The 14,637-nt window shown below is 36.3% G+C and carries 11 protein-coding genes; 7 read left to right on the top strand and 4 right to left on the bottom strand.

The window, feature by feature from the left end; genetic code table 11:
• The first annotated feature begins 12 nt into the window (after positions 1–12).
• The 4 genes from BZG01_RS07460 (at position 13) to BZG01_RS07445 (ending at position 5,245) form a co-directional block, all read left to right on the top strand.
• Complete coding sequence (locus BZG01_RS07460) at positions 13–726, top strand: LiaF transmembrane domain-containing protein (RefSeq protein WP_101309195.1); 714 nt, start codon at positions 13–15, stop codon at positions 724–726.
• A 6-nt stretch (positions 727–732) separates the two neighbouring features.
• Positions 733–1,782 (top strand): sensor histidine kinase, encoded by a 1,050-nt coding sequence (locus BZG01_RS07455; protein ID WP_101309194.1) that lies wholly within the window; start codon positions 733–735, stop codon positions 1,780–1,782.
• A 3-nt stretch (positions 1,783–1,785) separates the two neighbouring features.
• On the top strand, positions 1,786–2,538 hold the full coding sequence (locus tag BZG01_RS07450) for a LytR/AlgR family response regulator transcription factor (protein WP_101309193.1): 753 nt from the start codon (positions 1,786–1,788) through the stop codon (positions 2,536–2,538).
• A gap of 319 nt (positions 2,539–2,857) precedes the next feature.
• The gene (locus BZG01_RS07445; RefSeq protein WP_101309192.1) at positions 2,858–5,245 is read left to right on the top strand and encodes a TonB-dependent receptor; all 2,388 of its coding nucleotides are present in this window, start codon (positions 2,858–2,860) and stop codon (positions 5,243–5,245) included.
• Between the two features lie 214 nt (positions 5,246–5,459).
• Here BZG01_RS07445 and BZG01_RS07440 read toward each other — a convergent pair whose 3' ends face one another.
• From BZG01_RS07440 to BZG01_RS07425, 4 genes are all read right to left on the bottom strand, one after another.
• Entirely contained in the window at positions 5,460–6,455 is a 996-nt protein-coding gene (locus tag BZG01_RS07440; RefSeq protein WP_101309191.1) for a succinylglutamate desuccinylase/aspartoacylase family protein, read from the bottom strand.
• On the bottom strand, positions 6,445–7,320 hold the full coding sequence (gene rimK, locus BZG01_RS07435) for a 30S ribosomal protein S6--L-glutamate ligase (RefSeq protein ID WP_101309190.1): 876 nt from the start codon (positions 7,318–7,320) through the stop codon (positions 6,445–6,447). Before rimK ends, BZG01_RS07440 begins: the two co-directional genes overlap by 11 nt.
• A gap of 39 nt (positions 7,321–7,359) precedes the next feature.
• The gene (locus BZG01_RS07430; protein WP_101309189.1) at positions 7,360–7,803 is read right to left on the bottom strand and encodes an ATP-dependent zinc protease family protein; all 444 of its coding nucleotides are present in this window, start codon (positions 7,801–7,803) and stop codon (positions 7,360–7,362) included.
• A 249-nt stretch (positions 7,804–8,052) separates the two neighbouring features.
• The gene (locus BZG01_RS07425; RefSeq protein WP_101309188.1) at positions 8,053–8,889 is read right to left on the bottom strand and encodes a mechanosensitive ion channel family protein; all 837 of its coding nucleotides are present in this window, start codon (positions 8,887–8,889) and stop codon (positions 8,053–8,055) included.
• Between the two features lie 317 nt (positions 8,890–9,206).
• On the opposite strand from BZG01_RS07425, the gene BZG01_RS07420 reads away from it, so the two are divergent.
• From BZG01_RS07420 to BZG01_RS07410, 3 genes are all read left to right on the top strand, one after another.
• The gene (locus tag BZG01_RS07420) at positions 9,207–10,571 is read left to right on the top strand and encodes an MATE family efflux transporter (protein WP_101309187.1); all 1,365 of its coding nucleotides are present in this window, start codon (positions 9,207–9,209) and stop codon (positions 10,569–10,571) included.
• Between the two features lie 150 nt (positions 10,572–10,721).
• Entirely contained in the window at positions 10,722–13,337 is a 2,616-nt protein-coding gene (locus BZG01_RS07415) for a T9SS type A sorting domain-containing protein (protein ID WP_101309186.1), read from the top strand.
• A gap of 114 nt (positions 13,338–13,451) precedes the next feature.
• Positions 13,452–14,579, top strand: a complete 1,128-nt coding sequence (locus tag BZG01_RS07410; RefSeq protein WP_101309185.1) for a lactonase family protein — start codon at positions 13,452–13,454, stop codon at positions 14,577–14,579.
• Positions 14,580–14,637 lie beyond the last annotated feature (58 nt).

The following is a 14,637-nucleotide window of genomic DNA, read 5'->3' as shown; positions in this document are numbered from 1 at the left end:
AAATATATCATCATGAGATCACAACATAAATCAAACCCAAACAACCGTGCAATATTCGGTATTTTCTTAATTGTATTTGGATGCTTATTGGTTCTTAAAAATCTGGATTTTATTCCCTATGACTTAAGGCATGTTATCTTTTCGTGGCCAATGTTACTGTTTGGTTTAGGGGCACTTTTCTTTTTTGGTAAAGATGATAAAACTACAGGAATTGTTCTGATGGCAGTGGGAGGGGTGTTTTTAATGCCTATCGTATTCGATTGGAGCTTTAACTGGCGAGGCTTATTTTGGCCTGTAATGCTAATTGTAATAGGAGTTGTAGTTATTCGAAAACGAAACGAATGTGATGTTAGCAAGCGATCGGCAGTAGGATCAGATTCAGATTATATTGATGAGCTAAATATATTTGGCGGTGGTGAAAAAGTAATCAACACCAAAAATTTTAGAGGAGGAAAAGTTACCTGCATTTTTGGAGGAACAGAATTAAATCTCACCAATGCCGATCTGGCCGAAGGCACAAACATAATTGACGTATTTACAATGTTTGGTGGTTGTGTTCTGGTTGTTCCATCCGATTGGGAGGTTAAAGTTGAAGTCTCTGCTATTTTAGGCGGTGTTTCCGACAAACGAATACCAACCACAAATTATATAGTTGAACCTAAAAAGGAACTAATCATTAAAGGATTTGTCGCTTTGGGTGGTTGCGAAATTAAATCATATAAATAATTTTAGATGCAGCATCCTCTTCTGAAAAATCGTTTTGCCATTCCAATTTATATAGCAGCATGGGCATTTTTGGCAATGCTGTTATTTATGATTGGATGGTATTTCGAGGGAAGGACTATTTATGATTCGGCTGTAAATGCCTTTAGCTTTTCATTTCCATTATTGATATTGGGAGCATGTATTTGGTTTGTTGTTATATATACCAGCATTGAAAGTCTGGGGCTTTTCCATTTTTTGTTACATCACTTAACTGCCGGGATTGTAGTAGTGGGGATATGGATATCGTCTGCATATCAATTACGAACTATGTGGTTTGGTGCCACCAGTGAAGGTTTCGATTATCTTATTCCTGTGCATTGGCAGATTTTTATGGCCTTCGGGATGTACGATTATATTGTAATTGTGTATTATTTAGTAATGTATTATCGTAATTTTCAAGATAAATTGGTTCGTGAATCTGAGCTAAAAGAGTTAGTGAAAGAGGCAGAATTAACAGCATTAAAATCTCAAATTAATCCGCATTTCCTTTTCAATAGTTTAAATTCGGTAAGTTCTTTAACTTTATCAAAGCCAGAGTTATCCAGAGAGATGCTTGTTAAATTGTCAACCTATCTTCGTTATTCTCTGGCTCAGAATTTAAAAGAGTTAAATAATTTAAGTAACGAATTGAGTAATATTCGTTTGTATATGGAAATTGAGAAAGTTCGTTTTGGTGATCGCCTGCAGCTTCATTTTGATCTTTCACCCAACTGCGGGAAACTAAAAATTCCCAATCTAATTTTACAGCCATTATACGAAAATGCGATTAAATTCGGAGTGCATGAAAGCCTTGAGCCTGTTTGTGTACTAACGAAGTGTCGTTTTGAGAATGATGTTTTAAAAATTGATATTAGTAATAATTTTGATCGAGATTCGGTTCCTGCAAAGGGAAATGGTATTGGATTGCATAACATACAGGAACGCCTGCATTTAATTTACGGCCGTGCTGATTTGATGCGAGTTGTTAAGAGAGAAGATCAATTTACTGTTTATCTGGAATTTCCACAAAGTTTATGAGATATGGAAACAATAAAAGCAATAATTATTGATGATGAATCATTGGCCAGAGATCTGGTTCGCTCCTATTTGGGAGCTTGTCAGGATATTGAAATTTTAGGTGAGTATTCAGATGGATTTCAAGGCTTAAAAGCAATTAATGAGTTGGACCCGGATTTGGTATTTTTAGACGTTCAGATGCCAAAATTGACAGGTTTCGAAATGTTGGAATTACTCGATAAACCATGCAATATTGTGTTTACAACAGCTTACAACGAATATGCAATTAAAGCATTCGAACACAATGCAATTGATTATCTGCTCAAACCATTCTCAAATGAACGTTTCCAGAATGCCGTGCGCAAGGTGAAAGAACGTATTTCAAATTCGGTGACGAGTGAAGATCAGATTGAGAAAATAAAAAACCATAACGATTCCTCGGATGAGTTATTGACCCGGGTGGTGGTGAAATCAAGAAATAAAATTGATGTAATTGCAATCGATAAAATAAAATATTTTGAGGCTCAGGACGATTATGTGATGATTTATACCAATGAGGGAAGGTATCTGAAGCAAAAGACAATGAAATATTTTGAAAGTCATTTAAGCCCGAAAGAGTTTTGTCGAATACATCGAACTTATTTGGTGAAGATTGATTGGATAGCTCAATTGCAGCCTTACGAGAAGGATCATTGGATTGTAATTTTAAAAACCGGGGAAAGTTTAAACGTCAGTCGAAATGGATTTAAGCAATTAAAACTGCAATTGGAAATTTAATCATTGATCTGTTTTTATATGGTAAGCATCATTCTTTCACGAATTGATTCTTTTTTTATGTCAAAAGCCAGACATTTTTTTAGGGTTTCTTTTGTTAAGTGTGTTTTATGCTAAATTGTGCTGAGTTTTTGTTAATTTAGTTGAATGGCCAGTGTTAATAAGGTTTTTAGTGTGAGTACATGTAAACTGATGACAAACTGATTGTTTCTGTTTGTGAATTGGCAGTAAAGTTTTTTGATTTTTTAATTGATCTGCAACATAAATTTTCTACTTTTGTGCAACCTGTTACTATATACACTAACTAATTTACACACTACTAATGAGTCTAAAACTTGATTGCAGAAATGGATTATTGCCGGTCCTTCTGTTTTTTTTAAGCCCTGCCGTGCATTCCTATGCTCAGGATTCTACAAAAGCTATAACAAATTCATATTTGAATGGTGTTGTTGTCGAGAATGAACATCAAAAGCCTCTTGAGTATGCTACCGTATCAATTTATTCTTTACCAGATTCTTTATTGATTAAGGGAACTATCACAAATAGAAAAGGGGAGTTTGAACTAGCTGATTTAGCTGGTTCAAGCTATTATTACAAAATTGAATATCTTGGATTTGAGAGCTATAGCAGTAAGCCAATTCTTTTAAAAGAAAATGAAAAGTTATTATTGTCTGATCCACTTGTTTTGCATGCCGATACCCAAACGATTACTGAAGTGGAAGTAACCGGAAATCGTGATTTTGCACGAATCGAATTGGACAAAACAGTTTACAACGTGTCAAAATCACCTGTTTCGGATGGAGGTACTATAAATGAAGTTTTAGCAACAATTCCTAAATTAAATGTTACAGCCAATGGCGGAATACAATTACGGGGAAGTTCTGACGTGAAAATATTAATTGATGGGAAACTGAGTGGATTACTTGGAATGAGTCCCGGAGATGTATTGAGTAATATGCCGGCAGCAGATGTTGACCGTGTGGAAGTAATTACAAGTCCTTCCGCAAAATATGATGCTTCAGGTTCAGCTGGGATTGTGAATATTATTATGAAGAAGGAGAGAGTTAAAGGGTTTAACGGGAATGCTTCAGCCACAATTGGTACCGTTAACAAGCATTCCGGGCGAACAGCTCTTAGTTTGCGAACCGGAAAACTCAATTTCTCAGGATCATACAGCTACCAAGACAATTGGTCTGGGAGAGATTATGAATTATCAAGATTGACTGAAACAGAAACGAATGTAGAAATGTTGAAAGTCAGTGCAGATGCAGACTTGGGTAATAGAAGCCACATTGGTCAATTTGGAATGGATTATTTGATAAATGACAAGAATACCATGAGTTGTTCTGTTACCAATCGAAACGTGAAACAAAATAAAAATGGGTTTTATAAGTATTCCCGTACTTTAATTACCAGCAGTACTTTTCCTAATGAAACATCGCGTGAAAGTGCCGTTGATATTGATTTAACTTCGTGGGTGTATAATGCTTCTTATATTCGAAAATTTGACCGGAAAGGTCAGGAACTTTCTTTTGATGCAGCCTATACAAATAATAATGCAGAAAATTACGGTAATTACACCGATGAAACAGAAGGGAATACCAGTGATTTTTTCAATTCGGACAGAGAAGAAGCTATTGTTCAATTGGATTACAAACAGCCTGTAGGTGATGCAGGTTCAATTGAAACAGGATATATGTACCGAACCAACGAGATAAATTTCGATGAGCCTATCGATTTATCTACCGCTTTTAATTATAAGGAGAGTATACATGGTTTGTATTTTCAATTGAGCGGAGAGAAAGGAAATTTTGGTTATCAGGTTGGTTTGCGGTCTGAGTATTCAGATATCGAGACGAATAAAGCGTATAATGACGATTACTTAGACTTTTTTCCGAGCGTACATTTTTCCTATAAATTATCAGACAATAAACAGGTATTGCTGACTTATTCTAAAATGATCTATCGACCAGATTCCGGAATGTTAAATCCATTTCAAAATTTAAGCGATCCTGAAAACCAGAAATTGGGAAGGAAAGATTTGGGTGCTTATTATACTCATATGCCGGAGTTCACTTTTATTTATAAAAGAGATAAAATCACCTATACAACAAATTTGTATTATGTGTATACGGATAATATTATAAATCAGTTTCGATGGGTTAAAGATGATGTAGCTATTGTAACATCAGAGAATTTGGGTAGTAAACATTATGCTGGTGTCGATTTTAATTTGGAGACCAAGTTTAATAAATGGTGGAGTATCAATTCATATTTGTCAGGAATTTACCAAAAATTTACCCCTTCCGGTGAAGCGCATTTTTCTACAAATGATGATTTTGGTTTTTTCGGAAAACTAACATCAACTATGCGGATACCTAAATGGTTTAATTTTCAAACAACTCTGCGTTATGACTCTGATATGCCGGTTGCTCAAGGAAGTTACGATCAATCTTTTCAGGTAGATTTTGCTTTTGGTAAAAGAATAATGAAAGGCAAAGCAAGTATCTCTTTATGGATTTACGATGTTTTAAATAACAGTAAGTATAATGTAAATACTTCAGGAGACCGTTTTACCCAGCGAATGAAGTACAATTTTGAAAATAGGGTGGCAAATTTCACTTTTCGTTATTATTTTGGTAAAAAGTACAATGTGTTAAAATCGAAAACACACGGCAGTGGAGTCCAGCACTCAGAGAAAGATATTTAATAGTAATTGGTATGTCAGGTTCTGAAAAAGCTTGATTCAATTTAAAAACTTTATTTAACCAGTTGAGATTTATCAACTGGTTTTTTCTTACCTCATTGTTTGGATATAGCAAAACGTAAGGCTGGTATAAACTCTGTTATAAATTCGCGGTTATTATCAAATAAAAACAATCAATTATTAAAATTGCAAGTGTTGTTTTATAATTCGACAAACCTTATTCTACCAAATAGTCAGAAGAGATAAGATCTGAATTTAATTTATCCGTTTCAAGGCTAACGTGAAACAAAGCATCTCCTTTATGCACCATAGGTGCAGTGTTTACACAAAACACATAACAATCAAACGGAGCAAGCACTTTTTTTTCATATCCTCCGTAAGGATCTGTTATTTCACCCAAAATTTGTTTTTTAACGACCCAACTTCCATTTGTAACCCGCAATTGAAACATACCCGAATTGGAAGCTCTTAACCATTGAGCTTTAGGAATCACAACTGGTGCCTGCTTTAACTGCAAATCTCCATTCTGTAATCCTAAATATTTCATCACATTCACTGCGCCTTCTACACCGCAGCTAATGACATCTTCATCCAGATCATTGGATTTTCCACCTTCAAAGAGTAGAATTGTTTTTCCCAGATTGCGAATGGTATCGCGAACAGATTTGGAAATGTAATCGGAATTCAAAATAAACGGGGCATTAAAAACCTGTGCAAGTTTCAACGTTTTTTTTTCCTTAATTACACATCGAATTTGAGGAAAATTTGACCTGTCAGCACCTCCCGAATGAAAATCGATCACATAGTCAACTTTGGGCGCAATTTCTTTTGTAAAACGATATGCAAATTGACTGGCAAGAGAACCATTTAAAAAACCAGGGAACATTCTGTTCAAATCTCTGCCGTCAGGAAATTCTCTGCGGAGATTTAAGAATCCAAATACATTAAAAACGGGAATGCAGATAATCATTCCCCTTTTTGGTTTGTTGTATTTTTTTCGAATGATATTTCGAACAATGGCAACTCCATTAACTTCATCACCGTGCACACCACCCATTAAAAGCAAGGTAGGGCCGTCTTTTTTCGCACGTTCCACAATTACGGGAACCTTAATGGTATTTCGGGTATGCAATTTTGCAACTTCCAATTCTAAGAAAGCACGCTCACCTTTCTGAATTTCTTTGCCTAGTATGGTATACTTATCAATCAACATTCCTTTCAATGAATCTAATTATTTGTTTTGCGATGTCCTTTTTGGTTGCTATCTCGATACCTTCCAAACCTGGCGATGAATTTACCTCCAAAACCAAAGGTCCGCTTGCTGATTGCAGCATATCCACACCAGCAATTCCTAATCCCATTGCCTTTGCGGCTTTTATTGCCGTGTTTTCCTCTTCATCAGTCAATTCGATAATTGTTGCAGAACCTCCTCTGTGAAGGTTAGATCGAAATTCTCCTTTTAATGCTTGCCGTTTCATAGCTCCAATCACTCTTCCATCAACAACAAAAGCTCTAATATCAGCACCTTTCGATTCTTTAATAAACTCCTGAGCAATCACACGGGCTTTTAGTCCATTAAACGCTTCAATAACAGAGGTTGCAGCATTTGGAGTTTCGGCTAAAACAACACCTAGTCCTTGAGTTCCTTCCAATAGTTTAAGAACCAGCGGAGTTCCTCCAACCGATTGAATTACATGATTAACATCTTTTGTATAGTTGGTGAAAACAGTGCGGGGTAAGCCTACACCTGCGCGTGAAAGAACCTGTAAGCTTCTTAATTTATCCCGCGATTTTATCAATGCTTCAGAACCAACAGCGGTAAATGTTTTCATCATTTCAAATTGGCGGACTACTGTTGATCCGTAAAAGGTAACAGAGGCACCAATTCTTGGAATTATTGCGTCAACATCCAGCAAGTATGCTCCATCATAGAAGATCTTAGGTTTCTTTTTTTCAATTTCAATAATGCATTTTAAATGATCCACAACAAGTACCTCATGTCCTCTTTTTTCTGCTGCTTCAACTAATCTTTTGGTAGAATATAATTTAGGATTTCTTGATAAAATAACAATTTTCATAATATGTAATTAACATTTATTGGATGGACTTTAAATTCTCTATTGCAGATTTTTTTGTTTCAATTTGAAAGAAATATTGCGTTTTGAAGTATCAACAATAAATTTTCCATTTAAAAGTTTTCTTCCGATCAGTATCGGATATCTCATTTCGCTGCGTTCGCTTAAAGAAAGCTCAATGTGGAACTCCTTATTAAATAGTATAATAATTGTTTCAATTACAAAACGGGTTTCTGATTTCCCAAAAGAATTTTTAACTCTTTTTTTCTTGTAATTTTTTACTGTGAATTCTTTTTCGTTATAATCGGGATGGGAGGGATCCAAAAGTTTGAATTTTAAATGTCTTTCATTTCCAACCTGACACTCTTCAATTTGATGACAATGAATAGAAGACGTATATGCTCCGGTATCCACTTTTAAATCAATATTTGATAAGTGCAGATCCGGAAAGTCAGCCCTGTCAATTTTCCCAATGATTATTTTCATGTAATTGTAATTTCATTATTTTTCTCGTTGAGAAGCAATTTAAAATTTTCCAATGTAGGAAATTAATTTTAAACGCTTGTTTCCCTGAATTTATCTTTTATATCTATTTATACCAACTTGTAATGGAAATGAAGCAATAGTACAATCATTTTCTGCAAGGAGAATCAATACGAACTTGTATTCATTTTTTCATTTATACTTTTAATTCAGGCAAAACCATGAAAGCAGCAAGATGGGGGCAATTTACAATTAGATTTCTTTTTTCAGATGCACATCTAATTGATTAAAAGGGATCATTATATTATTCTCAATAAATTTTTTATTAATAATTAAACGGATATCACTTTTCACCTTGCCTATTCTAAAGATGTTTTTGCTGAAAAATAACAATTCAAAATCCAATGAAGAGGCGCCAAAATTTACAAGCCGGGCTTCAATAGATTGTCTTTCGTAAATATCGGGATGTTCAAAAGCACTTTCTTCTAAGGTTTTTAATATTAAATCGACATCAGAACCATAAGCTACCCCCACAGGAATCCGGAAGCGGGTTTTTTTAGATTGATGACTCCAATTAATCACTTTGTTTGTAGTAATTAGCGAGTTGGGAATAATAATCGAAATTTCATCTCTGTCTAAACCTTTTGAGGTTCGTAATCCAATGCTCTGAATTTTAATTATATCTCCATCAATTTCCAATATATCATTAATTTTTATCGATCGCTCCGAGAGGAGGATGATTCCTGATATCATATCATTAAAGGTTTGCTGTAAACCTAAACCTACACCAACCAGTAAGGCTGCCGAGCCGGCAATAAGCACAGTTACTTTTATATGTATGGCTTCAAGCATCAAACCAATCGACATAATCCAAACCACATATTTTATGATCTGAAACAGGGCATATGTATTGCCTTCGTCTGTTTTAACAAATTTGTGCTTACGGAAAAGTGTTTTTTTAATTAAATAAAGACATATTTTAGTTAGTATATAAATCAGTAAGATACTAAGCAAAGTAAATACCGTGATTTTATAATTGTCAATGCTAAAGAGTTGATATTTTAATATCTTATTGATCGATGCAAACATATTTGGTTTTATCTTGAATGTTATTTTATTGAAGAGTTTAATTTCGGAAATAAATTTCGCAAAAGAACTATTATTTTTTTATAATCTGCAAAAGTTTCATGAATATTAATAATAAATATTGTGCTTGTAACAAAATCGAGAAGTCAAAAAGGATTCATCTGAGAATATGAAGAATACAAACTTGATGATAGATAATGTGTTATTTTTTATTGCTTTACCCTTCATTAGCTTGCGTTTACCGATTTTTATACATTTTTAATAGATAAAATTGAGTGCAAGTGGGCATTATTGATACTTTTGCAACTCGAAATAAGTTTATGGATAAGAATAGTAAGAATGTTCAGGAGTTGGAGAGTGCAAGCATCAAAAGCTTGCTTTGGAAGTATTTCTTACCAGCTTTTACCGGAGTGGTTATTAACTCATTGTACAATGTAGTCGACCGGATTTTTATTGGTCAAGGTGTTGGTGCAATTGCGTTATCAGGTCTGAGTGCAGTGTTTCCAATCATGTTAATCATGATGGCATTTGGCATGCTTATCGGGATTGGTGCAGGTGTTCGGATTTCTATAAATCTGGGAAAGAAAGATTTGGGCAGAGCGGAATGGGTTTTGGGGAATTCATTTGTTCTCATGATAATCGTTTCTGTTATTATTACTGCAATCGGATTTTTAATAAAGGATCCCTTACTCAGGATGTTTGGAGTTGGAGATGATACCATGTTTGTCGCCAACGAATATCTAAATATTATTCTTTACGGGGCGGTTTTTAGTGTTGTAGGCTTTTCTTTAAACAATTTGATCCGTTCCGAAGGAAACGCCAAAATAGCGATGTACTCCATGCTGATAAGTGCCGGCACAAACATCATTCTCGATCCCATCTTTATTTTTGTTTTGGATATGGGCGTTGCAGGGGCTGCTTATGCTACAATTATTTCGCAATTGATTCTATGCATTTGGGTAATCAGGCATTTCAGAAGCGGAAAATCAGTCATAAAACTTAGGTTCTCAAATTTTAAATTGAACCGGGAGATTGTTTTTTACATTTTAACCATAGGTTTTGCTCCCTTCTCAATGCAACTGGCCGGAAGTTTTGTTCAGGCATTATATAATGTTCAGTTGGTAGAGTACAGCAACGATATCGCTATAGCGGCTATGGGTGTAATTAACTCTGTTGCCATGCTGATTGTTATGACTGTGGTGGCTTTAAATATGGCTGCTCAACCTATTTTCGGTTTCAATTATGGGGCGCAAAATTATGCCAGAGTTAAAGAATGTCTGGTGCTGTGTATGAAAGCTGCTACAGGAATTGTGATTGTTGGTTTTCTTGGGGTGCAGTTATTTCCAGAATTAATTGTGAAGGCCTTCAATAATTCCAGTGCAGAATTACTGGATATGGGTTCTTACGGACTACGGATTATATTGATTGCGTTACCCGTGGTTGGTTTTCAGGTTGTTGTTGGGAATTATTTTCAGTCTATCGGAAAAGCAGGCATTTCGGCTGTACTTACATTAATGCGCCAGGTTATTTTATTAATTCCAATTCTTTTTATTCTTCCTACTTTTCTTGGTTTGGATGGTGTTTGGTTTGCCGGTCCGATATCTGATATTGGTGCAGCCATTGTGGCGGGAGCTTTCCTGATAAGAGAATTACGAAAGTTAAATCGGAAAATTGAACTTCAATAAAAAATAAATTGTACTAAGCTAATTTTTAATACGTTTAAGGATACAAATACAGAGAGTTGTGTATTCTAAATAAGTCTCCGATGTGTCTTTTTTAGATTTCGATTCCCCGATTTTTTGTAATTTGATGTTTGTATTAAACTGACGGGATCAATGAGGGGCTTCAGGACAATCATATTATTTTTATTTCTTATCCAATCTTTTTATCAGGCTTATTCGCAGGTAAATGAGAACAGGCCAAGAGTAGAGCTGGGGAAGGAAAGATTCGATTGGCTAAAGTCGAATATTTCGGGTGGAGATAGCGGCAGTACCTACAATACATTTATAAATAGCTACAACAATAATTGGATTACAGATTCCGATCACTATTTAGCAGGTTCAAATTCAGATCAGTGGACTTATGATTGGACGAATGGTGATTCCTATATGCTCTCTAAAATGACTGCTTTTTTACTGCAGTTAGGGACAGATAATTTGGCCCGGTCGAGGTGCGAATTTATTATTTCGAAATACATCACTTATATTAATGGAATTAATTTCGACAATTATTCAGGAGACACTCAAGAGAATTTACTTCGCGAAAATTGTGAGTTTGGTGCTATTCTTCTCGACTGGACTTACGATTATATTCCTGTAACGCAGCGGCAAAATTTATCCGTTTCCTTCTATCGGGTTTTGGAGTATTTCATGAACAACTATATTTTAACAGGTTCAGGAAATAGTTATGTAACCAGTCACAACATAAACAATTGTATCATGACAATGCGTGCAGCAATTGCACTGCATGGAGCCGATGGCCTTTCATCTTCGCAATTGTCTCAAGTAAATTCCTGGTATCAAACTTTGCTTGGAAAGTGGGAAAATGGCATTTTACCGGCATTTGCACACTTTCGTGATGATGATGGCGGATGGAATTGGGGGGCAGCTTATGGAATGATAAATTTACCCAATCAATACCAGTTCTTCGACGATATGAAGTACGGAACAGATCGGGATTATTATCAAACCCAGCCTTGGATTCGGGAGTCGGTCAATCAGTATTGGTATTTTTTTCGTCCGAACAATTATTGCATTCACCTGGGTGATGCCATTGTAAAATTGGATCAGGCAAATCGTGCAATGTATCGTCATGCAGCAGAATATCAGGATGCCCGAAGTCAATATCTGGTTCAGGTTTTCAATCAATCACAATATCTAAACAATTCAATATTGGTTTTTATTAAACTGATGTATAAGGATTTTACAGCTTCTTACGTACCGCATCCCCAGCCGCCACTCAATTATTGGGCCGATAAAACCGGATTGTCGGTGAGCCGTACTTCCTGGAACGAAGATGCGGCAATGTTATGGTTTTACAATGCTCCTGCTAAACGAGCCGATCATGAGCACCGGGATAACAATACATTTACCATTATAAAAGACAAACCTTTGATTTTGGATGCCGGGTTTTACGATTCGTTTGGCACTTCTCATTATAATAATTACTACACGCGAACCATAGCGCACAATTCCATTTGTGTTTACGATGGAACAGAAAGTTATCGAAACCTTGGGCGAAGTGTTTCCAATGACGGAGGACAAATAGAATCGGATAGATTGGAAAATTTAGATGATGTTTTTTCTGCTCAGCACAGAAGAGGGAAATGGATTCGTTATGTTTCAGGGACCGATTTTTCCTATCAGGTGGCTGACGCAGCAGATTCTTATCAGGCAAACAAATTGGATCGCTTTGAACGTAGGTTGTTGTTTCACAAGCCCGACCGTGTAATTGTTTTGGATCATGTTCATTTATTAAATACAAGCTCCAGAGTGCGCAAAGCCAAGTACATCAATCATTTTGTAAACAGACCTGATATCAGCGGAAGCGTTACAAATACACAGGTTGTAAATCATATCATCACCTATAACGGGAAAGATTATAAAGCCACAAATGGCAAGGGGAGTGTTGCGGTTCGAACTTTACTGCCGGAAATTAGTGCAACAACTTTAATAGGGGGAAGTGGTTATGAATATTGGGTGGATGGAACCAATTATCCGCCAAACCGAAGTGTTAATTTGGATGATGAACACCCGGGATTCTGGCGAATTGAAGTGGAACCAATTGCAGTGAAGGAGAACACCGTTTTTTTACATACGATTAAGATTGGGGATAATTTGAATCCGGCTGTTGCAGGAGGAACACTTTATTCCAATGAAAGTACGATTGGTGTTGACTGGGAGAATCATTTGTATCTGTTCCCGGCGCAGGGAGATACGGCATCTGTGTCTTATGCTGTTTCTGAAATTTCGGGAGATCGGACAATTAAAATATTTGCTCTTGATTTAAAAAGTAAAACAACTTTTGGAGTATTTGTTGATGATGTTTTAGAGCGCTCAGGAGACACGAATTCGGATGGAATTCTTCAGGTTACAGTGGATTTGCCAGGTGGAAATCACACAATACTTGTGCGTGACACTCTTGCCGCAGATCCCAATCCGGGTACCGATCCTGATCCCGACCCAACACCCGAAGAACCGGGAGAAGAAGATTTGGGTGCAGTGAAAGTTTTTCCCAATCCCAATAAGGGAGAATTCACGATTGTGATTGAAGACGACACGGTTACAGAGTTTCAAGTGAATATTTACGATTCGGAGGGGCGGAAGCTTTCTCAGCACCAAAAGACGAGCAACCGAACAGATATGGATTTGAGTGGTTTATCGGCGGGGATCTATTTTTTAGTCATTCATTTTTTGGATAGAACGGTGAAGAAGAAGATTGTAGTGATTTAAAATATTTAGAACCCTTTAAATGGGTTCAACGAAAAATACAAATGTTTCTTTATTCCATCCGTCTTTCCAATCATGATATTTCCTTATCTTTAGACTTCTTAAAAAACCACATTCATGATCAAACGAAATATTGTACTAATTGCTTCAATTTTGATGATTGCAGCATGTCAAAACTCTAAACCCAAAACTTCTGTGAATCAAAATACATACTCCTTCTTTCTGGGAACCTACACCGATGGTGATTCCAAAGGAATTTACAAGTTGAAAATGGAAGCAGATGGTCATTTAAAAATGATTGGTTTGGTTGCTGAAACAGCCAATCCTTCGTTTTTGGCTTTTGCGAACAATCAAAAAACGCTTTTGTCTATCAGTGAATTGGTGAGGGATAATAATATGGGAATTGTTGAATCTTATCAGACAGGTGATTCGTTGAAATTGATTAGTTGTAAGCCAAGTGGCGGAGCGCATCCTTGCTTTGTTACTGCAAATGATGCTGGTGTAGTACTAACTGCCAACTACACAGGAGGTAATATTGGGTACTTAAAAGCTGATGAGAATGGAGAATTGTCTGATCTTTTGGATGTGCAGCAACACACCGGTTCCGGAACGGTTGTAGATCGTCAGGATCAGCCACATGCACATAGTGTTTGGTTTCAGCCCAATTCAAATCATATTATTGCTGTTGATTTGGGAACCAACGAGTTGTGGATTTCAAGCATCGATTCTGTCAGCAATCAATTTGTGCCGGCAAATCAGGCAAAAGTTTCTTTGGCTGACGGGGCAGGACCAAGGCATTTGGCTTTTCATCCCAATGGAAAAATATTTTATGTGATTAATGAGCTTGACAATACCATTACCAGTTTTTCAATTTCAGATCATGAAGAAGTTAGTATGATTGGGAATGTAAGCACTTTGCCAGCCGATTTCGATGGAGTAAGTAATCCTGCTGATATACATATCTCTAAGGACGGTAAATTTTTATACGGATCGAACCGGGGACACAACAGCATTGTTATTTTCGAAGTACAGGAAAACGGAGCTTTAAAATTGGTTGGGCACGAATCCACACGTGGCGATCATCCCCGTAATTTTAGCTTATCGCCCGACGATAAATTTCTGCTGGTTGCCAACAAAAATACCAACAATATTGTGAGTTTTAAAAGAGATTCTGTAACCGGCATGTTAACTTTCGTTGATGAAATAAAAGCACCCAGTCCGGTTTGTATTCTCTTTCAGCAATAGCTGACCTGAATAAGTGAAAATGCGTCGAAAACAAATGATTCGTTAAGGTTTTTGCGTA

Origin of the sequence: Labilibaculum manganireducens (assembly GCF_002843385.1) — a bacterium.
Lineage (GTDB): Bacteria > Bacteroidota > Bacteroidia > Bacteroidales > Marinifilaceae > Labilibaculum > Labilibaculum manganireducens.
Note: the sequence above shows the minus strand (reverse complement) of the source record. Positions and strands in the feature narration are given on the sequence as shown.